Annotated in this window: 14 protein-coding genes and 2 pseudogenes; 10 read left to right on the top strand and 6 right to left on the bottom strand. The window is 44.3% G+C overall.

Features of this window, described 5'->3' with window-relative positions:
- Positions 1-140 precede the first annotated feature (140 nt).
- Positions 141-1,484, bottom strand: a complete 1,344-nt coding sequence (locus HCG69_RS12630; protein ID WP_221650343.1) for a sigma-54 dependent transcriptional regulator — start codon at positions 1,482-1,484, stop codon at positions 141-143.
- 274 nt (positions 1,485-1,758) lie between these two features.
- Between HCG69_RS12630 and HCG69_RS12625 the strand changes: the two genes are divergently transcribed.
- The 4 genes and pseudogenes from HCG69_RS12625 to HCG69_RS12615 all read left to right on the top strand — a co-directional run bounded on the left by HCG69_RS12625 (position 1,759) and on the right by HCG69_RS12615 (position 6,004).
- Positions 1,759-3,087 carry an aspartate kinase gene (locus HCG69_RS12625; protein WP_221650319.1) on the top strand — a complete coding sequence of 443 codons (1,329 nt, stop codon included), beginning with the start codon at positions 1,759-1,761 and terminating at the stop codon, positions 3,085-3,087.
- Between the two features lie 84 nt (positions 3,088-3,171).
- Positions 3,172-4,830 (top strand): annotated as a pseudogene (locus HCG69_RS12620) (FAD-dependent oxidoreductase); the annotation flags it as partial.
- A gap of 78 nt (positions 4,831-4,908) precedes the next feature.
- A pseudogene (locus HCG69_RS20865) lies at positions 4,909-5,631 on the top strand (DsrE/DsrF/DrsH-like family protein); the annotation flags it as partial.
- A gap of 16 nt (positions 5,632-5,647) precedes the next feature.
- Positions 5,648-6,004: a MarR family winged helix-turn-helix transcriptional regulator gene (locus tag HCG69_RS12615; RefSeq protein WP_195350919.1), complete on the top strand. Its 357-nt coding sequence runs from the start codon at positions 5,648-5,650 to the stop codon at positions 6,002-6,004.
- A 111-nt stretch (positions 6,005-6,115) separates the two neighbouring features.
- Here HCG69_RS12615 and HCG69_RS12610 read toward each other — a convergent pair whose 3' ends face one another.
- Positions 6,116-7,414, bottom strand: a complete 1,299-nt coding sequence (locus HCG69_RS12610; protein WP_195350916.1) for a S28 family serine protease — start codon at positions 7,412-7,414, stop codon at positions 6,116-6,118.
- 177 nt (positions 7,415-7,591) lie between these two features.
- Between HCG69_RS12610 and HCG69_RS12605 the strand changes: the two genes are divergently transcribed.
- Both HCG69_RS12605 and HCG69_RS12600 read left to right on the top strand, forming a co-directional pair.
- Positions 7,592-8,224, top strand: coding sequence for a DUF4136 domain-containing protein (locus tag HCG69_RS12605; protein WP_221650317.1), 633 nt, complete (start codon positions 7,592-7,594; stop codon positions 8,222-8,224).
- A gap of 18 nt (positions 8,225-8,242) precedes the next feature.
- Positions 8,243-8,872, top strand: coding sequence for a porin family protein (locus HCG69_RS12600; protein ID WP_002559122.1), 630 nt, complete (start codon positions 8,243-8,245; stop codon positions 8,870-8,872).
- A gap of 120 nt (positions 8,873-8,992) precedes the next feature.
- Here the strand turns inward: HCG69_RS12600 and HCG69_RS12595 are convergent, their stop codons facing one another.
- The 4 genes from HCG69_RS12595 to HCG69_RS12580 are packed head-to-tail and all read right to left on the bottom strand — an operon-like array spanning position 8,993 to position 16,654.
- The gene (locus HCG69_RS12595) at positions 8,993-11,995 is read right to left on the bottom strand and encodes a glycoside hydrolase family 3 N-terminal domain-containing protein (protein ID WP_370634148.1); all 3,003 of its coding nucleotides are present in this window, start codon (positions 11,993-11,995) and stop codon (positions 8,993-8,995) included.
- Positions 11,996-12,009: 14 nt separating this feature from the next.
- On the bottom strand, positions 12,010-15,024 hold the full coding sequence (locus HCG69_RS12590; RefSeq protein ID WP_195349817.1) for a glycoside hydrolase family 3 N-terminal domain-containing protein: 3,015 nt from the start codon (positions 15,022-15,024) through the stop codon (positions 12,010-12,012).
- Complete coding sequence (locus HCG69_RS12585) at positions 15,021-15,854, bottom strand: bifunctional UDP-sugar hydrolase/5'-nucleotidase (RefSeq protein ID WP_195349819.1); 834 nt, start codon at positions 15,852-15,854, stop codon at positions 15,021-15,023. The genes HCG69_RS12590 and HCG69_RS12585 overlap by 4 nt, the downstream gene beginning before the upstream one ends.
- 32 nt (positions 15,855-15,886) lie before the next feature.
- Positions 15,887-16,654, bottom strand: coding sequence for a 5'-nucleotidase C-terminal domain-containing protein (locus HCG69_RS12580; RefSeq protein WP_221650316.1), 768 nt, complete (start codon positions 16,652-16,654; stop codon positions 15,887-15,889).
- A 155-nt stretch (positions 16,655-16,809) separates the two neighbouring features.
- Here HCG69_RS12580 and rplS point away from each other — a divergent pair, with 155 nt between their 5' ends.
- From rplS to HCG69_RS12560, 4 genes are all read left to right on the top strand, one after another.
- A complete protein-coding gene (gene rplS / locus HCG69_RS12575) occupies positions 16,810-17,163 on the top strand; it encodes a 50S ribosomal protein L19 (protein WP_195348863.1) in 354 nt (117 codons plus the stop codon).
- A gap of 187 nt (positions 17,164-17,350) precedes the next feature.
- Complete coding sequence (locus HCG69_RS12570; protein WP_195348862.1) at positions 17,351-17,911, top strand: RNA polymerase sigma-70 factor; 561 nt, start codon at positions 17,351-17,353, stop codon at positions 17,909-17,911.
- A gap of 263 nt (positions 17,912-18,174) precedes the next feature.
- Positions 18,175-19,110, top strand: a complete 936-nt coding sequence (locus HCG69_RS12565; RefSeq protein ID WP_221650315.1) for a FecR family protein — start codon at positions 18,175-18,177, stop codon at positions 19,108-19,110.
- Between the two features lie 200 nt (positions 19,111-19,310).
- Positions 19,311-22,808 (top strand): SusC/RagA family TonB-linked outer membrane protein, encoded by a 3,498-nt coding sequence (locus HCG69_RS12560; protein WP_255585907.1) that lies wholly within the window; start codon positions 19,311-19,313, stop codon positions 22,806-22,808.
- Positions 22,809-22,813 lie beyond the last annotated feature (5 nt).

Genomic DNA, 22,813 nt, shown 5'->3' with positions numbered 1-22,813 from the left:
AACAACGTTCTCCGGTGAGAAAAACAACACTCCTCTACGAGATAAGGAAAATATCCCGGTGAGTAAACACACGAAGGAAGGTGAGAGTAATATGCCATGCCAACGCAGTCCTATTGGCACATTAGCATATTGCCACACTATTATAGTTTATATTCCTCGATTTTACGATACAACGTGGTAAGTCCTATTTTAAGCAGACGCGCCGCTTCTGTTTTGTTCCCTTTGGTATACTCCAACACACGGGCAATATGCCTGCGCTCCATGGCAGATAATTCAAAACTCCCCGGTACAGCCTCGTCAGACTGCTCATAATGACAATTCTGTATTTCCAGCGGAAGGTCGCATACCTCCAGGCACTCTCCATCACATACAATGAGGCTACGCTCTATCACGTTACGCAGTTCGCGTATATTTCCCTTCCACATTTGCTGGCAGAGTGCTGCAAGATATGCCGGAGACATCCCGGTCACCGGATGGGAGAGCTTTTCGGAGAAACTACGCACAAAAGCCTCAGCAAGAATCCTGATATCTCCCGCTCTTTCGCGAAGGGATGGCAAGTGTACCTGGAAAACCGAAAGACGATAGAATAAATCTTCCCGAAAACGTCCGGCAGCAATTTCCTCCGGTAAATTCCGGTTAGTGGCAGCAATGATCCGGACATTCACCCGGGTGGGTTTCGTATCACCAATCTTTATATATTCGCCGGTTTCGAGAATACGGAGTAACTTGGCCTGTAATTCAAAAGCCATCTCCCCCATTTCATCCAAAAAAATAGTTCCGTTGTTTGCCTCTTCAAAAAGCCCCTTCTTATCTTTCAATGCCCCGGTGAATGATCCGGCCCTATGACCAAACATTTCACTTTCCAGCAAGTCTTTGCTGAACGAAGAACAATTGACGGCCACGAAGTTCTGCTTGCCCCGCTTACTGTTATAATGTATAGCTTGTGCAAAAACTTCTTTGCCTGTTCCTGTTTCTCCGGTCAACAATACCGGCACATCAGTCACAGAAACCTTCCGGGCCAACTGTACAGCCTCTTTCAACGGTTTCGATTCACCCAGAATAGACTCGAAGGAGTACATCTGTCCCACCTTCTTTTCCAGTTTTTCAAGGCGAACATTCATGCGTGCTTTCTCCACAGCCCTGCTGATAAGAGGGATAATCTTATTGTTATCATCTCCTTTGGTGATATAATCAAATGCCCCATTTTTGATGGCCTGTACGCCATCCGGGATATTTCCATGAGCAGTCAACAGGATTACCTCCGTATTGGGAGCCGCCTTTTTAATAGCTACTACCAAGTCCACACCATTCCCATCGGGAAGAAATACATCACACAAAGCTACATCGGGGGAGTGAAGTTCCAGTTGCTTTAAAGCCGATTTGCAGTCTCCGGCCTGGCACACTTCATAACCTTCTAATTCCATCATTCGTGCCAACAGGCTACGAATCTGGGTTTCATCATCGATAATAAGAATCTTACTCATGATTTCATAAGAACGGTAAAAACAGGGTGCGCAAATATACAGCTTTTCAACAGACTGCCAAAGATTTTGGTATGCCATTTGATTTTTTATATGTGAGAAGCAGAGTGGAGAAAGGCTTACAAATAGCTCCGAAGCACTTGTAAAGGCATTTGGAGGATATAACTCCCGAAACCGGAACCTTCCGCTCCCCTTTCATTTTGATAAAAACGAACTGAAATGAAATGGTACTTCCCAAACGTATAACTAATAATACAATCACTTAAAAACAAAAACAATGAAAGTCTGTAAATTTGGTGGAACCTCTATCGGTTCTGTAGAAAGAATGAAAAATGTGGCCAACCTGATCAGTGATAATGACCCTAAGATCGTTGTACTATCGGCAACCGCCGGTACAACCAATCATCTGGAAGAGATAGCTTCCCACCTATTCAACCGCGAAATAGACGAAGCACACGACGAAATAACCAGACTTGAATTCAAGTTTATAGATTTCGCCAACGAACTGTTGGAGGATGATTGCATCAAGCAGGAAGCCATAGATTATATCCTGGACCGATTCCGCAGACTCTGGAAGTCTATCCGGGATACATTCACCTCTGCCGACGAGAAAGAAATTGTAGCACAAGGCGAACTTATCAGCACTGCACTGATGAGTTTCTACCTCAAAGAGCAGAAGCGGCACAATGTACTCCTTTCTGCCTTCGACTTTATGCGTACGGGACCTGAAGGAGAACCCGATCTTGAATATATCAGCCAGCATTTGCAAGAGGCACTACAGCATAATAAGGGTATTTCACTCTTCATCACCCAGGGATTTATCTGCAAGAATGCTTATAATGAGACGGATAACCTGAAACGAGGTGGCAGTGACTATACCGCTTCGCTTATCGGGGCAGCTATCAACGCCGAAGAAATTCAGATATGGACAGACATTGACGGCATGCACAACAACGACCCGCGCATCATAAAAAACACCACGCCTGTGAAGAAACTGAGTTTTGAAGAAGCAGAACGCCTGGCTTATTTCGGAGCAAAAATACTCCATCCTTTTTGTATCGCTCCGGCCCGGGAGAAGAATATACCGGTACGTCTTCTCAACGCCATGGAGCCACAGGCAGAAGGCACGCTTATATCAAAAGCACAAGACGATAATATCATTAAAGCCATTGCCGCCAAAGACTCTGTTTTTCATATCAAATTCGAATCAAACAACCTGCTGCGCCCATACCTGTTCATCAGCAAAGTATTCAGTACTTTTGCCAAATACAGAACTCCGCTCTGCCTGCTCACTTCCTCCAATACCGCTATTTCCATCGCCACCGACACCAATGAGGCTCTCACGCACATCATTCGTGAACTGTCAGCGTATGCCACAGCGTACCTGGAAGATCACATGTCGATTGTTTCTGTCGTAGGTAATATGAAATGGCAGTTCACCGGGTTTGAAGCACGAATCATGGAAGCCCTGAAAGATATTCCATTGCGTATGATTTCATACGGCAGTACCAACAACGATGTATCTGTAGTAGTGAAAGCCGTTGATAAACAGAAAGCCCTACAAGCCCTCAATGATGCATTATTCGCTCCCGGATACGCAAAATAGACTTTTTTTCCAACCATCGGTGAACTTTATCTATTTCTTTTGCGTTATTATTTCCAAAGGAAACTATTTACAAGAAAAAGAAATATGAAGATTATCATCATCGGAGGTGTAGCAGGAGGAGCAACCACTGCCGCCCGAATCAGAAGAATGGACGAGACAGCAGAGATTATTCTCCTTGAAAAAGGAAAGTACATATCCTATGCCAACTGTGGGCTACCCTATTATATAGGAGGGGTAATCGCTGAACGGGAGAAACTCTTTGTGCAAACCCCGGAGGCTTTTTCCGTACGTTTTCGTGTAGACGTACGTACAGAGAACGAGGTCATTTTCATTGACCGGAAAAGAAAGACCGTAACCGTGCGCCTCAGTAGTGAAGATACGTACGAAGAGAGTTACGACAAGCTATTAATCTCTACCGGAGCTACTCCCGTTAAACCTCCATTGCCGGGCATTGACTCTGAGGGAATTTTCACGTTGCGTAATGTGAAAGATACGGACCGGATAAAAGAGTACGCCAACCAGCACGCTCCCCGGAGAGCCGTAGTAATCGGTGCCGGATTCATCGGACTGGAAATGGCAGAAAACCTGCATGCACTGGGAGCCAAAGTATCTATTGTAGAAATGGCCAACCAGGTGATGACTCCCATAGACTTCTCTATGGCATCGCTCGTACATCAACATCTGATGGATAAAGGGGTAAACTTGTATCTGGAACAGGCAGTAGCCTCTTTTGAGAAGGCAGGCAGAGAGATAAAGGTTGTTTTCAAAGACGGACAGTCCATACCCGCAGATATTGTGATACTCTCCATCGGAGTACGCCCGGAAACAACGCTGGCACGTGCTGCCGGACTAACTATCGGAGAAGCCGGAGGTATCTCGGTCAATGACTACCTGCAAACTTCGGACGAATCGATTTATGCGATCGGAGATGCCATTGAATATCGCCACCCGATAACCGGGAAACCCTGGTTGAACTATCTCGCCGGCCCTGCCAACAGACAGGGACGCATTGTTGCTGACAATATATTAGGAGCCAAAATCAGTTATGAGGGTGCTATCGGCACTTCTATCGCCAAAGTTTTCGATCTGACCGTAGCCACTACCGGCTTACCGGGCAAACGGTTGAGGCAAGCTGAAATAGCTTATGCTTCCTCTACTACCCACTCGTCTTCGCATGCAAGTTATTATCCGGACGCTACGCAGATGAGTATCAAGATTACATTCGATAAGGAAACAGGAAAACTATACGGTGCACAGATTGTGGGTTATGACGGGGTGGACAAACGCATCGATGAATTTGCCTTGGTCATCAAGCATCAAGGCACCATCTACGACCTGATGAAACTGGAACAGGCCTATGCTCCTCCTTTCTCATCCGCCAAAGATCCGGTAGCCATTGCCGGTTATGTGGCAGAAGATATCCTGACAGGAACCGTAAAACCGGTTTACTGGCGCGACTTGCGTGACATTCGCCTGGAACATGAGTTTCTGCTGGATGTACGCACACCAGATGAATTCTCTTTAGGTTCATTGCCGGGAGCCATCAACATCCCACTGGACGAGATACGCGACCGCATAGATGAAATACCCAAAGATAAGCCGGTCTATGTGTTCTGCGCTGTAGGGCTGAGAGGTTATCTCGCCTATCGCATACTCGTTCAGCACGGATACGATAAAGTCCGCAATCTGTCCGGCGGATTGAAAATATACAAAGCGGCCACTGCCCCGATCATCAGGAATGAGGGGGGGGATACTCCTGCCAGTAGGAAAGAGAGTGCGACACCCGTGTCCATTCAGGAAGAACCTGCCGTTCCTCCACGCACCGTTCAGGTAGACGCCTGTGGTATGCAATGCCCCGGCCCTATTCTGAAAATGAAAAAGACAATGGATACGCTTGTACCGGGTGAACGTGTACAAATAACCTCCACTGATCCCGGCTTTGCCCGTGATGCAGCCGCCTGGTGTAACTCCACCGGAAACAAGCTGATATCCAAAGAGAGTGCTGCCGGAAAATCAATCATCGTTATCGAGAAAGAAGAGCCCAAAGCTTGTAGCATGGTGACATCCTGTGAAGGTAAAGGAAAAACATTTATCATGTTCAGTGACGATCTTGATAAGGCATTAGCTACCTTTGTACTGGCGAACGGTGCGGCAGCAACCGGACAGAAGGTAACTATATTCTTCACTTTCTGGGGACTGAACGTTATCAAGCGTCTCAGCAAACCTAAAGTAGAAAAAGATATCTTCGGAAAGATGTTTGGCATGATGCTGCCTTCGAGTTCCCTGAAGCTGAAATTGTCTAAAATGAGCATGGGTGGCATAGGTGGCAAAATGATGCGCTACATTATGCACAGCAAAGGGATCGACTCGCTGGAATCTCTTCGTCGTCAGGCATTGGAAAATGGTGTGGAGTTTATTGCCTGCCAGATGTCAATGGATGTAATGGGCGTGAAGAAAGAAGAATTGCTGGATGAAGTTACAATTGGCGGCGTAGCCACCTACATGGAGCGTGCAGACAATGCTAACATCAACTTGTTTATATAAGTAAGAACATAAGAGTATGAAAACAATATGCATGATGCGCGATCTTTATAAAGCCTTAGCGGAATTTGAAGCGCAATTTGAGAAAGAATATGACCTGTCACTCAATGAAGCGATGATACTATGTGCCTTGCAGGAGGCAAAGGAAGAAATGACTTCTACTGCCCTCTCTGCCCGTACAGGTATGGCTGCTTCACATACATCCAAAGTTATCAGAGCAGTGGAAGAGAAGGGATTGATAAAAAGAGCCTTAGGAAAGACAGACAAAAGGCAAATGTATTTCAGCCTGACCCCGGAAGGGAAAGAACGGCTGAAAGAACTCAACCTTGAAAAGGTAGAGGTGCCGGAGAGGCTGAAGGTAGTGATTAGTGAGTAGTGATTAGTGATTAGTAGGCTGCGCTATCGTTCTGCATAGTCAACTGTCAATTGTCAACTGTCAATTGTCAACTAAATAAGCGCAGCTTACTACTCACTAAACCGCTAATCACTACTCACTAATCCACTCCTCTATCTGCGCTATCGCCCGAACCCTCATCGCTTCGGGTAATGTACTGATACGTGCCAGGTGGCTTCCGCCGGGCTGCACAAATACATGGATATTCTTTTTCCCTTTCAGCCAGGTGACACCGGCTGCCGTCCATGGGTCATTCTGACCATAGATAAATATCATCTTCGGATCATTCTGTTTCAAGAACTTCACAATCTTCCGTCCCAGACGCTTATCAAATTTCATGTCTCCCAATTCCTCCGGAAGCATCAACCGGTGCAGGTAGTTCTTACTGCTTTTGATAGAAAGATATTTCTCAAACGGCTTTATATCATAGCCATAATAGCCCAACTCACGTGCAGCCTGCACAAAGAAGGATACGTTAGGACTGTCCTTTGTGAAATAAGAAGGTTCACTGATCTCCAGAAAATGCCGGAACACTTCATCGTCCGTATCCGTTACGGAAGGAATAGTACTCACTTCTGTCCCCCACTGCCACAACGCAAAGGAATATTCGAGCACACAATAATCATAAATCTCCTCCAACGGTGCACGAAAAACGTATTCCTTTTCAGCACAATACTTCTCAAAACGAGGCAGCAACGTACTTTTACGCTTCAACACTTCCAACTGGAAGTCTTCTATCACCTTTCTCTCTTCTGCCGTAGATACCTGCCGTAAAAACGGTTCATGCCTTCCGTCTTCCACCCCATAACAAAGCGGAGCGACATAGGGTACCGAAACGTCTACATCATCGGGGAAGAATGCACGATACAACAACGATGTCTGCCCTCCTTTGCTGATACCGGTACTTATCCACTTCCCTGGATACAACGTTTTAAAAGCGGTAGTCACTGCATGCAAATCTTCTGCAGAGTTCTCAGCAGTCAGATATTTCCAGTCCCGGGGTTGCGGGGTAGACTCCAGAAAATAGCGGTGTTCCACAAATATCATATTGGCATTGAACAGCCGTGATAACTCCTCACGATACCCCGGACGCAACGCATAAGCAGCACCATACCCTTCGGTAACAATCACCGTTGGACGATCAAACCCGACATGTGCCACAATGACACGTTGATCGAACGAACCTTTTTCGGGACGACGATGATCCAGTGGTTGTGAGAAATACGCGACATATTTTTCAACAAATTCAGTAGTTTCCAATGGCTTCACACTATCCACGGAAGTTATGTTTTCTACTTTTCTTTGTAACTCTGTCTGTGCCGATAAATGGGTGGACAGGACAAAAAGTAAGAAAGCCAAAAGTGCTGCGTAGCAGCGGGGTAACGGTCTCATATGTATTCAGTTTTTAATTTCGTACAAAGATAGCCTCTCTAACAAAAAAGTCGGCCTATACTTTAACATTTTAACATTCACCTTTGCGAACCTTTTATAAAAGAAGTTGTTGTTTCTATCAAAAGCCTAAGGTACCAGGGCAGGATTTTTTTATTTAACCTAAACATTATAAAAGATATGAAGAGATTAATTCCTATTTTATTAGCGGTCTTTGCATTCGCTGCTTGCGAAAAAGACCCTGACATGGACAAATTGGACAATGATTATTTGGTGTATACCAACTACGACAAGAAGGCTAACTTCAAAGAGTTCACCACTTACTATTTGCCGGACAAAATTCTTGTAATCAGCGACAAAGAAGAACCAGAATATCTGGAAGGTGAAGCTGCACAAGAAATTCTTGCTGCTTATAAAAGCAATATGGATAACAGAGGCTACACGATGGCTGCTTCTAAAGAAAATGCTGACCTGGGTGTACAGGTAAGTTATATTAAGAGTACCTATTTCTTCACCGATTACGGACAACCAGAATGGTGGTGGGGATATCCAGGATACTGGGGCTCAGGCTACTGGGGTAACTGGGGTGGCGGATGGTATTATCCGTATGCTATAAACTATAGCTACAGTACCAACTCGTTCATTTCTGAGATTGTAAACCTGAATGCACCGGAAGGACCGAAAGAAAAGATTCCTGTTCTGTGGACAAGTTACATGACCGGACTGGTATATTCCAGCAGTATGAACAAGGCACTTGCCGTAAAAGGTGTTAACCAGGCATTTGCACAATCACCCTATCTTACTAACAAATAATAAATAATCAGAACCGTTATGAAGACAATAAAATATATTTCATTGAGAGTGCTGGCTATAGCAGCTTTGGCTCTCGTCTTTGCCATGCCGGCAAAGGCACAATTATCAGATAATGGATACGCTAATATCGACTGGCAGTTCAATGTGCCATTGAGCAATGGATTTGCCGATGATGCCAGCGGTTGGGGTATGAACTTTGAAGGTGGTTATTTTGTAACTCCCAATTTAGGTCTCGGACTCTTCCTCAACTATCATAGCAACCATGAATATGTAGGTCGCGAAACTTTCCCGGTAAACGGCGGTAGTATGACCAGCGATCAGCAACATACTATTTTCCAGATGCCTTTTGGTGCTGCTGCACGTTATCAGTTCAACCGTGGCGGAGCATGGCAACCTTACGTTGGTGTGAAACTGGGTACTGAATATGCAAAAGTACGTTCTAATTATAATGTCTTTGAATCCAGAGATGAAAACTGGGGATTCTACGTTTCACCGGAAGTCGGATTAAACGTTTACCCATGGGCTTACGGTCCGGGCTTACACCTTGCACTGTATTATAGTTACGGAACAAACAAAGCTGATAAGGTATTGACTTATAGCGTTGACAAACTGAACAACTTCGGTTTTCGCGTCGGTCTTTCCTTCTAAAATAGTGATTAGTGATTAATGATTAGTGATTAGTGGCATGCGCTGTGAGTGCGCAGCCTGCTAATCACTTATCATTAATCACTAATCATTAATCACTAATCATTTATCACTAATCACTTATCATTTTTTTAACGCCTCATACATCGCTTCCTGTATTTGTCCACGTATGTCCAATTGCATCAGCTTACGGTTTGTGGCATCAGGATACGTACGATTACTGAGAAAGACATATACTAAATCATTTTCCGGATCCACCCAGGCACATGTTCCTGTAAATCCGGTATGACCATAAACAGAGGCGGGAGCCGATTCAGAACAAGGACTCTTGTCGGGTGATTTTGCATCCGGCTTGTCAAACCCTAATCCACGGCGGCTGATTTTGGATACTTCCGTAGTAAACAACTGACACGTCTCGTTACTCAGATAACGGCGTCCGTTCAACTCTCCTCCATTCAACAGCATCTGATAGATAGAAGCTACTTCACGGGCATTTGAAAACAATCCTGCATTTCCGGAAACGCCTCCCTGGAAAGCTGCTGACTCATCGTGTACAAATCCTTGTAACACACATTTACGAAGGAATTTATCATTGGCAGAAGGCACAATCTGAGCTTTCGGGATACGCCGTAAAGGAAGATATAAAGTACGCTCCAATCCCATCGGTTCGTAAAATTCACGTGCCAGGTATTCATCCATCGGCATACCAGCCAACTGTTCAGCCAGGAAACGAAGAAGAATAAACCCAACATCACTGTAACGGTACTGCTTAGCCCCCAAAGGAGCTTCAATAATCTTCTCTTGTAGCACTTTTATAAACGACTTATTGAGCCAAAGGCTATCGCATATCTGCAAAGTGTAATTGGCATTCCGGGTTCGGGACAGTGTCTCCGGCTTGAAATGAAAGTTCGGATTGGCCCAGGTGGTAGCTCCCAGTCGTAACGGATGCAACGCATCTTTACGGGCGGAGAACAGACGGCCTTTATAACTCTCCTTATCAATAGCCCCCGGATAGAGTACAATTCCGGCAGGCAGTCCGGACTGATGTAACAACAGTTCACGAATGGTCATATCTTTCTTATTCGTACGTTGCAACCACGGCAGGTAGTCAGATAATTTATCAGAAAGGTTAAAACGTCCTTTATCGTACAATTTCATTAAAGCCAGCAACGTTCCGGTCGTTTTAGAAAGAGAAGCCAGATCATACAGATCTGTAGGCCGCACCAGCGTACTTCCTTTGCCTGCATGGGTTCCAAAAGCGTGGTCGTACATTGTCTTTCCATCTTTCAGAATCACAATCTGACATCCGGGATAAGCTCCTTCTTGGATACCCCGTTTAGCGATGGAATCAATACGCCTCAAGGCAATGGAAGACATTCCATACTCTTCCGGATTGAAATGCGTCGGCGTATGCGGAGTAATTGTAACTCCGGCACCGGTTGGAAACAGCCCTCCCAGACTGGCGGAAAGTCGTCCATCGGCAGAAGCACGGGCGAAGAGTACATCAGCAACCTGTTGCTGTACATCGTGACCAGCAGAATGTGCCAACACTACGGACTGGGCGGCTGACACGGCACGATGTATCTGTAACATCATCTTTCCGGGAGTGAAAAAGACATAGATTGCCTTGGCAGCTTGTTTATCAGCTGCCAAGGCAGCAAAAAAAGGTTGAAAAGGTGCCAACCGCTGTTCGGCAACAGCCACAATAACACGGCGGTATTTCGAGAGAGAATCTCTCAGAACCTTTCCCTGTGCCTCCGTCATCTCTTTGTGAAGACGAAAACGCACAAGGGATGTATGTTTCTCCAACTGTTTGGCAAGAACATCCGTCTCTCCCGCATCGCCTACCTCCAGCAGAGCCATAGGTGGCATTTCTTTGTCGGAATGAAGAGGAAGAATATTACCTTTGTTATTCAGCACTGTTATAGCAGCCAGGTTCAAACGCCGGATAAGGTCACGCGTCTGAGGTGTATTGATACGACTTCCTAATCCGGAAAGTTGAATGGTCGGTTTTCTCTTTAAACCAAGAATGTATTTATAAGTAAGTACCTTCCGGCATTTACGATCTATATCTTCACGGGATAGCTCACCACGATCCACAGCCTCAATGACTGCCGCAACCTCTGTTTTCAGATTTCTCGGAGCAAGTACCATATCATTACCCGCCTTCAATGCCTGCAAACTGACACTGGCATTACCGGACACCCCTCTCATGGCAAGTGCATCGGTAAAGATAAGACCTTTGAAGGCCAACTCTTCCGTCAGCAAACCGTACACCACATTGCGCGAAAGAGAAGAAGGCAACCCTCCCAAAGGCTCGATAACAGGTACTTGGAGATGCCCTACCATCATCCCGCTCAATCCGGCACGTATGGCTTCTTTGAAAGGATACAACTCCACGCTGTCCAATCGTTCGCGAGTGAAGGGCAGTACAGGCAATGCCTTATGAGAGTCGACGTCCGTATCTCCATGTCCCGGAAAGTGTTTACAAACAGAAAGCACTCCTCCTCCTTCCAGTCCGGTGGCATACGCAATCACTTTATCAGCCACACGTACGGGATCTTCACCAAAAGAACGATTGTTGATAACCGGATTTTTAGGATTGACATTCACATCGGCCACGGGAGCAAAGTTAACCTGCACTCCCAGTTCACGGCATTGACGAGCCATCTCACGACCGTATTCATAGATAAGACGATTGTCTTGTATGCACCCTAACACCATATTACGTGGGAAAAGCGGCGTACCGCGAAGGCGCATCGCAAGTCCCCATTCACCATCAAAAGTAATCATCAACGGCAAACGTGCCATTCGTTGCGCCTGATTGGTGAGGATGGCCTGTGTCTGCATCTTACCACCGGAAAACAAAAGTCCTCCTACTTTATAAGTATCCACAGCATCACGCAGTAACGCCTGGTTGTGTTTTGTATCGACCGGAGCAATGGTATAAATAAAAAGCTGACCGATCTTCTCTTTCAGACTCAGACGGTTCATCACCGAATCGACCCATTGCCGGCAACGCGCATCTTGTTCCGCTTTATAAAGCAGGAGAGGTTGTACATCGTTCTGTCCATATATTGCTTTTCCGAAACATAAAAACAGAAGAATTATCAGGTATTTTCTCATATTCATCATTGGCATCATTCATTATCGCCCGACAAACCTTTGGTATCCGGCAAAGAATCATAAATGGCTTGCTGTATGTTCTGGCGTATCTTCATATTGTTAAGTTTAGCATTCCACTGATCAGGGCAAACACGGTTACTCAGAAAAACGTAGATCAATCGTTCTTCGGGATCTACCCAGACACAAGTACCCGTAGAACCGGTATGTCCATAAACCCGAGCAGGCGTTCCGGGAGCACAACTACTGACTTTCACATCCCGGTAGTTCGGTTTATCAAAACCCAATCCGCGATGGCTGAGAACGGATGTGTATGTGGTAAACAGGCGAACGGTAGCCCCATCCAAATAACGATGTCCCTTCCACTCTCCATCATTGAGCAACATCTGATATACAGCTGCCACCTCTCCGGCTGTGGAGAATAATCCTGCATTACCGGCAATACCACCCAGGCAAGCAGCCGTTTCATCCTGCACGTAACCGCAAAGGTCTTGCCTCCGCAGGTAATCGTTGGCAGCTGTTGGCACCACTTCCGATCGATCATAGTGAGTAAGCGGTGTGAACAAGGTACGTTCCAATCCCATCGGACGATAGAATTCCTTATTCAGAAACTCATTCATAGGCTGTTTGGTTATTGCCTCAACCACTTGCTGGAGTACTACGAAACCGACATCACTATATACATAGCGTTTCTGTCCCATCTCCGAACGGGCTATTGATTGCAAAACCGTACTCTTAAATGCTTTATTCAGCCACATACCTTCGGCCATATGCAACGTATGCGTTGGCGTCTGCTTCGGAGATATTAACCCTTTCTTAAACTTAAAGTCCGAACAGGCGTAAGTATATTCTCCGATACGTGTGTGGTGCCACTCGTCTACGAATCCTTGCGTGAAAGGCCCCGTAACTGTATTCTCATCTATTGCCTCCCGATAGAAACGGATATAAGGCAACAATCCGGACTCATGTAACAAAAGATCACGAATCGTTATATTCTTTTTATTGGATGATCGCAACCAGGGTAACCAGGCAGATGCCTTGTCCGTAAGTTTCAGTTTTCCCTGATCATAAAGTTTCATCACAGCGAGTAAAGTTGCGGTGGTCTTAGTCAGTGAAGCAAGGTCAAAAAGATCAGTGGGGCGCACCGCAGTCTTATCGGTATCAGAATGACTGCCAAAGCAACGATTATAAACAGGAATACCATCTTTCATCACCACCACCTGACAACCCGGGAAAGCTCCGGCAGCTAATCCTGCATTGACAAGCGAATCAACACGATGCAACCTGTATCCTTTCATACCGCAATCTTCGGGCTGTACCACAGGCTTCATTCCCGGAACAATATCACTCCCCTCACCTATTGCAAACAGATGCCCGATACGCATAGACAACCGTCCCCCGGCAGGAGCTTTGGCAAAACAAACGTCTGCAACATATCGCTGAAGATCTTCCTCAGACGAATGCGCTAAAACAACAGTAGCGGTACGTTCCAACATCGTCCGGATTGGATACATCGCCCGGTAAGAAGTGAAAAAGACACAGGTAACAGGTACCTGTAAATCCAATGTATTCAGAAGTGGGGCACATGCAGCCAATTCTTCTTTCTCCATCGTAACAGAGATAACGACACGACGAAAACGTTTCAAATCATTAGTGATCCGGTACCACTCTTCCTCTGTCATGTCTTTTGTGATCCGAAAACATTCCACCGGCGATGTATACTGAACAAAGCGGTCGATAAAGGGTTGATCGGACTTTTCCCTACCTACACACAGAATGGCCGTAGACTGATCAGCCGGCAAAGGTATTGTACTAAAATTATTGCGTAATACGGTCACTCCCGCAAAGCGCAACTTGCTCGCAAGCGCTTGTGCTTCGACTGTATGAATGCGCCCATTCAATCCATCTGCAGAGATTCTGTTTTCTTGATCCAATCCTAACAGATACTTATAAGTTAATATCTTACGGCATTTGGCTTCCACCTCATTCACACTTAAATCTCCCCGGTCAATAGCTGCCATCACCGTCTCAAGTGCTTGTTCTATATCCCTGCCCACAAGCACCATATCATTGCCCGCCCGTAGCGCTTTGGCTGTAACATCACGCTCACCGGATACGGCTTTCATTGCCAACGCATCAGTAAACACCAATCCGCGAAAGCCTAACTCTCTTTTTAAAACATCTGTCACGACACTTCGTGACAAAGAAGCAGCAGTCAACCTGTCCGGTTCCAATTCCGGTACGCGCAGGTGCCCCACCATGATACCTCCCAATCCGGCACGAATCACCTCACGAAAAGGTAACAACTCAATGCTATCCAACCGGGCACGGTTATAGTACACGGTTGGCAATGCTTTATGAGAATCTACATCCGTATCCCCATGCCCCGGAAAATGCTTACTGACAGACAGTATACCACCACTTTCCAGACCACGGGCATAAGCTAATACCCGCTCGGCTACAGCCTTCGGATCACCTCCAAACGAGCGTATGTTAATTACCGGATTCTCTGGGTTGGTATTCACATCTGCATCCGGAGCAAAATTGACGTGGACACCTAACTCACGGAGTGCACGGGCTACCTCATGTCCATATTCTTCTATCAGTGAATTGTTTGTTATACAGCCCAATGCTGCGTTTTTAGGAAAAAGAGGTGTATCCTGCAATCGCATGGCAAGCCCCCATTCCCCATCAAAGGTTATCATTAGAGGAATCTCTGTTTCCTGCTGTGCAAGGTTAGTCAGTCTCGCCTGCCCGCCGGCTTCTCCACCGGAAAAGAGTAATCCGCCTACTTTATATTTTTTTGCCAGCCGGCGTACCAGCTTTTCGTTCTTTTTGTTCCATTCCGGACTTAACGTACAAACAAATGTCTGACCGACCATTTCTTTCAGACTCATCCCCGAAAGTATCTTGTCCACCCACTCCCGGCATGCATCGTCTTCCTGCCGGGGAAGCAAACAGGGTACTTGTTGTGCCATCAGAGGCGCTACCGCTACCAACCACACAACAAGTATACATATCATTTTCCTCATCTTTCAAATGTCAAATCTATCTTCCCCACAAAAATACCGTTTTTACCTGTATGAGATACAGGTACACTCTCTCCATCCAGATTCACAAAAAAAGCCGGTTCCTGCATGAAAGTATGTGAATGCCCACCCAGTACCACATCAATATTGCGGGTTTGATGCACCAACATTTCATCTTCTTTTATTCCCATATGCGAAAGACAGACAACGGCATCACATCCTTCTACTTCTTTCAATTTGGCAGCAATTTCATTGGCTACGGCCACAGGATCCTGAAAGGTTACTCCTTCGTATTTATCCGCCTGCACCAGTCCTTCCATTTTTGCACCAAGGCCAAATACACCTATCTTCAAACCATCACGTTCCAATATAACATATGGTTTTACAAGCCCTTCAAGCACTGTTCCTTCCACCCCATAATTGGCACATACTATCGGAAAATCTGCCATTTTGAACAAACGCGCCATATTCTCCAACCCAAAGTCGAACTCATGATTGCCAATGGTGGCAGCGTCGTACTTCATGAGATTCAACATTTCTACTTCTACTTCACCTTTAAAAAGATTGTAATAAGGGGTACCCTGCGAAAAGTCTCCACAGTCGAACACCAATACATTCGGATTGTCTTTACGAAACTGGTCAAGCATGGTGGCACGACGTACAAATCCACCCATTCCGGCATATTTATCGGCTGCATGTATATCTATCGGCTCTATGCGACTGTGGGTATCACTGGTTTGCAACAAAGTGAGTATTTTAGTCTGTTGCGCAAATCCCGGAAGAAGCACACACAGGAAAAACAATATAGTGACTGATATCTGATATCTTTTCATCTTCTCATAATTTGGTAGTTCGTTATTCATAATTATTTCACCGTAATTCTTCCTTCCATACGTGAAGTGATCTTTTTACCGGCTTTAGTCTGCTGCTCTACATAGTCCATAAACAGCCCGCGTAGAGTAGCACCGGGAGGACAGTCTCTTTTTTCAGCCTTTGCCAACGGTCCCATTCCGTCATTCCCATCTGCCAGATAGTCAATAGTAGCTACCGTATACAGTTTATTATCATCGATTGGCTTACCACCAATAGTACCATCAAGTAATTTACCGTCTTTAGTGATTTCAAGACGTACTCCACTTACTCCTTCACCTTTACAGGCCGCTATGGCCGCAAACAATTCTTTCAATACGCTTCCCTTTAGCGTCACTACACACAAAGAATTCTCAAAAGGCAATATCTCATAAATATTTCCACAGGTTATCTCTCCTTCAGAAAGAATATTCCGCAAACCACCCATATTCATCAGACCCATATCGGCAGGTTTACCCAAAACTTGGGTAGCAGCCCCTTTCAGCACATCTGCTACCAGATTGGACAGCAAACTTTCCGGTCCTCCCTTTTCCATTGTCATTTCGCTTGTACCTACTACACGATACATCATGCTGTCTACCGATGCCTTGTAAGGGGCTAACAGCGCCACAGCCTCTGCATCAGGATGGGTATCCCAGACCGAATCAATTGTAATCATACTTCCTTCGGTATTCACCAGTTTATAAGGTGACTGACATGAAGAAAGCATCAGGAGTACCATCAGAGCCACTCCGGAAAAGAGCTTTGCATAAGTTTGTTTCATATCTTGTTTTTTTAATCGTGCTACAAATATAGATAAAAATGTTGGTAGTGTGCTAAATAATTCGTTACTTTGCACCGCTTTCGCGCAATCGCTGTCAGGAGAGAGTTGCCTGATATGTTGCGTTGTAACGATAAAACAATTTAATAACAAGAACAATGGATTTCATTAAAATTGCAGAAGAAGCATTTGCTACCGGTAAACAACACCCAAGCTTCAAAGCAGGTGACACAGTAACTGTAGCATATCGTATTATCGAAGGTAACAAAGAACGTGTACAGTTGTACCGTGGTGTTGTTATCAAAATCTCTGGTCACGGAGACAAGAAACGTTTTACAGTACGTAAAATGTCAGGAACTGTAGGTGTAGAAAGAATTTTCCCGATTGAATCACCGGCTATTGATAGCATCGAAGTGAACAAGGTAGGTAAAGTTCGTCGCGCTAAATTGTACTACCTGCGTGCACTTACTGGTAAAAAAGCAAGAATCAAAGAAAAAAGAGTTAACGGTTAATTCCGAGACCCTTCGATTCGAGATAAAAAAGAGAGAATTCCACAAGGAATTTTCTCTTTTTTATTATGTCCATTTCCCACCTGCCATAAAACTACAATCCATACTTTTTAAGCTTTTTTTGGGCTAATCCTATCACTCATCTGTTATTTTCACTACATTTGCCCACTATTAAGATTTTACCCTGAATATGAATAAAAACTCAGAGCTGGCCGCCTTCAACAAATTATTTTCCGACTACAAAGAGCGATTCGTTCGCTTTGCATATACGTACGTGCGGGATCAGGCTGTCGCTGAGGACTTTGTTATCGATTCTCTTATTTATTACTGGGAAAACCGCCACCGATTGGACGAAAACACGAATGTACCGGCTTATGTACTAACCACAATCAAACACAAGTGCCTGAATTACCTGCAACATATCCGCCTGCACGAAGAGGTGGCCGAAAACATGGTAAATCATGCACAATGGGAACTACAAACCCGTATCGCTACATTGCAAGCCTGCGAACCTTATGAGCTTTTCACAGCAGAGGCTGAGGAAATAGTGAACCGCACCCTTGAAAGCCTACCCGAACGTACCCGCCAAATTTTTATCATGAGCCGAATGCAGAATATGACCTATCAAGAGATAGCCAGTCAACTTGACATTACAGCCAAAGGAGTCGAGTTTCACATTGCTAAAGCACTAAAAGAATTGCGTATCAGTTTGAAAGACTACATGCCAGTCTTTATCTATCTGTTTTTATAGAAAACAAATTGCTGATAAAATCAGCATCCTCGGAAACACCATTCAAAACGTATGTACATTAGGGATTTATAAAGAAATTCTTCTGCCCCTGTGCTGTCAAATCGGCTATATTCTATATAGCATGAATGGGTAGACGCTCTTTTCTTTCTCTTGTACTTCAATGTTATTAAAAGTTAAATAGGTGAGAGTTGCACTATGCATCCCTCTCACTTAGCTGCTGTATTATCGTAACGGCTCATAATGCCTTTAAACAAAAAAAGAATATGAATAAAGAACTATTATATACTTTCTTTCAAGGAAAAACCACGCTGAATGAAGAGGTGCGTATACGAGAGTGGATGGAATCTTCTCCGGAAAACTATCGCACTTTCTTAGAAGAGAGAAAACTATTTGATGCCATGATACTGCTTGCTGACGAAAAACGTCTGTTGTCCAAACGTAACCAGTTTAAGCTGTTAGTAAGCACATGGGGCAAAGAAATAGGCAAGATCGCTGCCGTGGCTATTATCACCCTTGTAATGACGCTTACCAGCCAATACATATTCAACAATGAAGATATGATGCCCCTGCAAAAACTCAGTGTACCGGCAGGACAGCGCATCAATATAGAATTAGCAGACGGTACGGTGGTATGGCTGAATTCACGAACCAGCATTCAATATCCCGCAGTATTCAACGGGAAAGAACGTAAAGTAAGTATTAACGGAGAAGCCTACTTCGAAGTAGCACACAACAGGAAGCAACCTTTTATTGTAGAAACTCCCAAAGGGCAGGTTGAAGTAACCGGAACAAAGTTTTATGTAGAAGCTTATTCTGATAACAATGATTTTGTGACTTCACTGATAGAAGGTTCCGTCAATGTTACTAAAGACGATAAATTGATCACACTACGCCCTTCTCAGATGGCCTATCTCCAGGATGGAAATCTCCGGATAAAAGAGATAGAGGATTATAATGTATACAGGTGGCGCGAAGGATTGATGTGTTTCAAAGACAAGACCTTTGCCGAGATTATGGAGAAATTTGAAAGACACTATGGAGTAACAATCAAGATAGAAAATAAAGAAGTACTTAATTACCGTTGCAGCGGTAAATTCCGCTATTCCGATGGTATTTCATATGCTCTGCGGGTTTTGCAAAAAGACGTAAAGTTCAAATTCCACAGAGATGAGAACAGCGATATTATTCACATAAAATAAAAAGGAGAACCAGCCTATGATGTAGAAATTGCCTAATCCCCCAAAAGGAGGATACCGACAGGTCCTTCACCACACTGCCGGAATCCCTTTGAATCAACACAGTAGAAACCATATTAAATCAATGCAAAGATATGAATAAAAAGTCTATAATGGATTTTTTATCTTTTGATGAAAAACAAATTAACCATCTTCTTAAGATTATGAAAGTAGCACTTCTATTAATCTGGATTTCCATATTTTCACTCAATGCCAAAGAAGGGTATTCACAAAGCGCCCGGATTTCGTATTCAGCACGAAATACCCCTATTGAAAATATATTGAATGAGATAGAGAAACAAACAGAGTATTTATTTATTATAAACTCGCACGTTGACATTGATAAGAAAGTGTCAATTAACGCCAAAGAAATTCCTGTTTCTAAAGTTCTGGATGATTTATTTAAGGGTACAAACATCCATTACCTAATGGAGGGTTCACACATCATTCTTTCCAACAAAGTAGGAGAAACCAAAACAGACGGAATCAATCAGAATGATAAAAGAGTAACCATTTCCGGTAAAGTAACCGACAGTACAGGGGAGCCTCTAATTGGTGTCAACATCACTCTCAAAGGAACGAATGAGGGAGTAATCAGTGACATCGACGGTAACTATTCTATCCGTATTCCGGAACTTTCCGGAGAACTGACCTTCTCGTATATCGGGTATAAGGCAATGACTGTCGCTATCCGGAAGAATATGATTAACGTCACTTTAGCCGAAGACACAGAAGTTCTGGATGAAGTAGTCGTTACCGCACTTGGTATCGAAAAGAAAGCATCCTCACTTACTTATGCCACTCAAAAAGTAAACGGAGATGAGTTGACACGTGCCAAAGATGCCAACTTCATCAATGCTTTGCAGGGAAAAACAGCTGGTCTGGTAATCACACCGAACTCTACCGGTGCCGGTGGCTCTTCAAAGTTGCTTCTTCGTGGTAATACATCTATCTTAGGAAACAACCAACCGTTGATCATCCTGGATGGAGTACCTATGGCAGACCGTAGTACGGCACAGATTGAGGATGCTTTGTTGTCCGGTGGCAATAGTACAGACGGAGGGGATGGTTTGTCAAACATCAATCCGGATGATATCGCTGATATTAACATCCTGAAAGGTGCGAACGCAGCTGCATTATACGGTTCAAAAGCTGCTAATGGCGTTCTTATCATTACAACTAAAAAAGGTCAGGAAGGACGTACTTCAGTGGATGTATCAAGCAGTATGCTATTTGAAACCCCGCTGGTAACTCCTAAGTTTCAAAACACATACGGTGCAAATGCTGAATTTTATGATGATACCAGTCTGAACCCAAATGAAGCAATCAACAAGCGCCGTTTGAATATGTATTCATGGGGAGATCGTATCGGTCGTATGTCACAAACGGCTTTAAACGAAATACCCTATGCACGTAATAGTGCTGTAGATAATATTAGTTCATTCCTTCAGACCGGTACTAACTTCAATAATTCTATTTCCGTATCTTCCGGAGCAAAGAATTCAACTTCTTACTTCTCTTATGGTAATACAACCTCGAAAGGAATGATACCTCAGAATAAGTTTGAACGACACAATATCACATTACGCCAAACTGTAAACCTGTTGGACAATCATGTCGAGGTCAGTTTTTCAGGAAGCTATATACACCAGACCTCTAAAAACCGTCCGGGTTCAGGTATATATGCCAATCCCTTATATGACCTGTATCTGATGCCTCGTAATGCAGATATCTCTTACTTCAAAGATCACTCTGAAACATACGGTCAATTGTACTACGTCAGAGAAATAAACGGAAAGTACCCCAAAGCCAACGCCGAAGGTCCTATACAACAATGGCCCTGGCTCGATAATGAGAACCGGAATTCGCCTTACTGGTATGCCAACCGCCTGCAAAAGGAGAATGTTCGTGAACGTGCATTTGCTACAATCGGACTAAAAGTAAACATCATTGATGGCCTGACCGCATTAGCCCGTTGCAAGATAGACAGAACCAAAGATACAAACGAAACAAAAACCTATCAAGGTACCAACGCCAAAAACGTGTATAACTCCATACACGAATATAACAAAGCAACCAGTGACCAGATCTTTGCAGACTTCCTGGTTAGCTACAATAAGAAAGTAGGCGATTTTGATCTATCAGCCAATGTAGGAGGAAGTACACTGAAAGAAGATTTCACTTCATTCGGATTCAATTACTGGATGGCAGATTCAACGAGTACACCCAATGTCTTCGATCCGAGCAATATTATCACAACCAAGCATGACGGAGCCAATGTACCGACCAGCAAATCGAAAGACCAGAATTGGGAAAATGCAGTGTATGCGACAGCATCAATCGGCTATAAAGACATGGCATTCATTGATGCTTCTGTCCGCACTGACTGGGCACGTGTATATACTCAGTTCTCAGCCTTAGGAACTCCCAACCACTATACTTACTACAGTGTGGGTGGTAATGCATTACTGAATTCCATATTCGGTATACAAAGTGATGTACTCAACTATTCTAAAGTGCGTATATCCTACAGTGAAGTAGGAAACTCAATACCCAATTTGAGTTATGGAGGTATGTCTAAAAACTGGGGTTCGCAAATCACGGAAGCCTCCGGTTACCGAACCTTCTATAACCCATTGCCGGAAACTATGCGTTCTACAGAACTCGGAGTAGAAGCCCGCTTTTTAAACAACACCATTGACTTTGATCTTACGTTTTACAATACGATCATGTTAAATCAGTGGTTGCCTAAATCAGCGGCTACAGGAGGACAAATACCTCTGAACTCCGGTAAAATCAGAAACCGCGGATTTGAAACGACCTTAGCTTATAATTTTTCGAGACTTAACGGAAAGTTCATCTGGCGTACAGCATTCAATTATTCATTCAATAAGAATGTGATTCTTAAAACTTACGGAGAGAACTTAGATAAGGTGATGGAAACTACTCCTGTATATACCGGAGGGTTGAAGATCCGCTATGAAGTAGGTAAACCATACGGTGAATTGTACGGAAGGACATTTGCCTACGGATCAGATGGGAAAATAAAAACAGATGTCAACGGTGCCCCCATGATCAGCTCTAAGTATGACTGCTATTTAGGAAATGCCAACTCCCCGCATCATCTGGGTTGGAGTAACTCACTCAATTACAGAAACTTCTCCTTCTATTTCCTGATTGACGGAAAAATAGGTGGTACGGTTATCTCTTATACGGAAGCAAGGTTGGACGCATACGGACTCTCGGAAAGAAGCGGAAAAGCACGTGACGCAGGTGTCACTTATCTGTCCAAATCCTCAGTAGGAGGGCAGCTTGTTATGAAGCCTGTTCAGGGAGTTGTCATGCCCGACGGACAAATAGCACCAGCCAAAGGTTACTACCAGGCTATCGGTCTTGGTGAACCGGCTTTAAGTGAATATGCTTACTCGGCTACCAACTTCCGTTTACGGGAAGTTTCATTCGGTTACACCTTCCGTAAATTGTTTAAGTTACCTATCGACTTAAGTGCTTCTCTGGTAGCACGAAATCTGTTCTTCTTATACAAAGATGCTCCGGTTGACCCCGATGTATCCGTATCCACAGCCAATAGTTACGGTGGTATTGAAGCATTCTCATTACCTACTACCCGCAGTTACGGCCTAAACTTAAAATTATCATTCTAACCACC

It is taken from the genome of Bacteroides sp. K03 (assembly GCF_019734355.1).
Taxonomy (GTDB): Bacteria; Bacteroidota; Bacteroidia; order Bacteroidales; family Bacteroidaceae; genus Bacteroides; species Bacteroides nordii.
The sequence above is the reverse complement of the archived record's forward strand: the minus strand, read 5'-3'. Positions and strand labels throughout refer to the sequence as shown.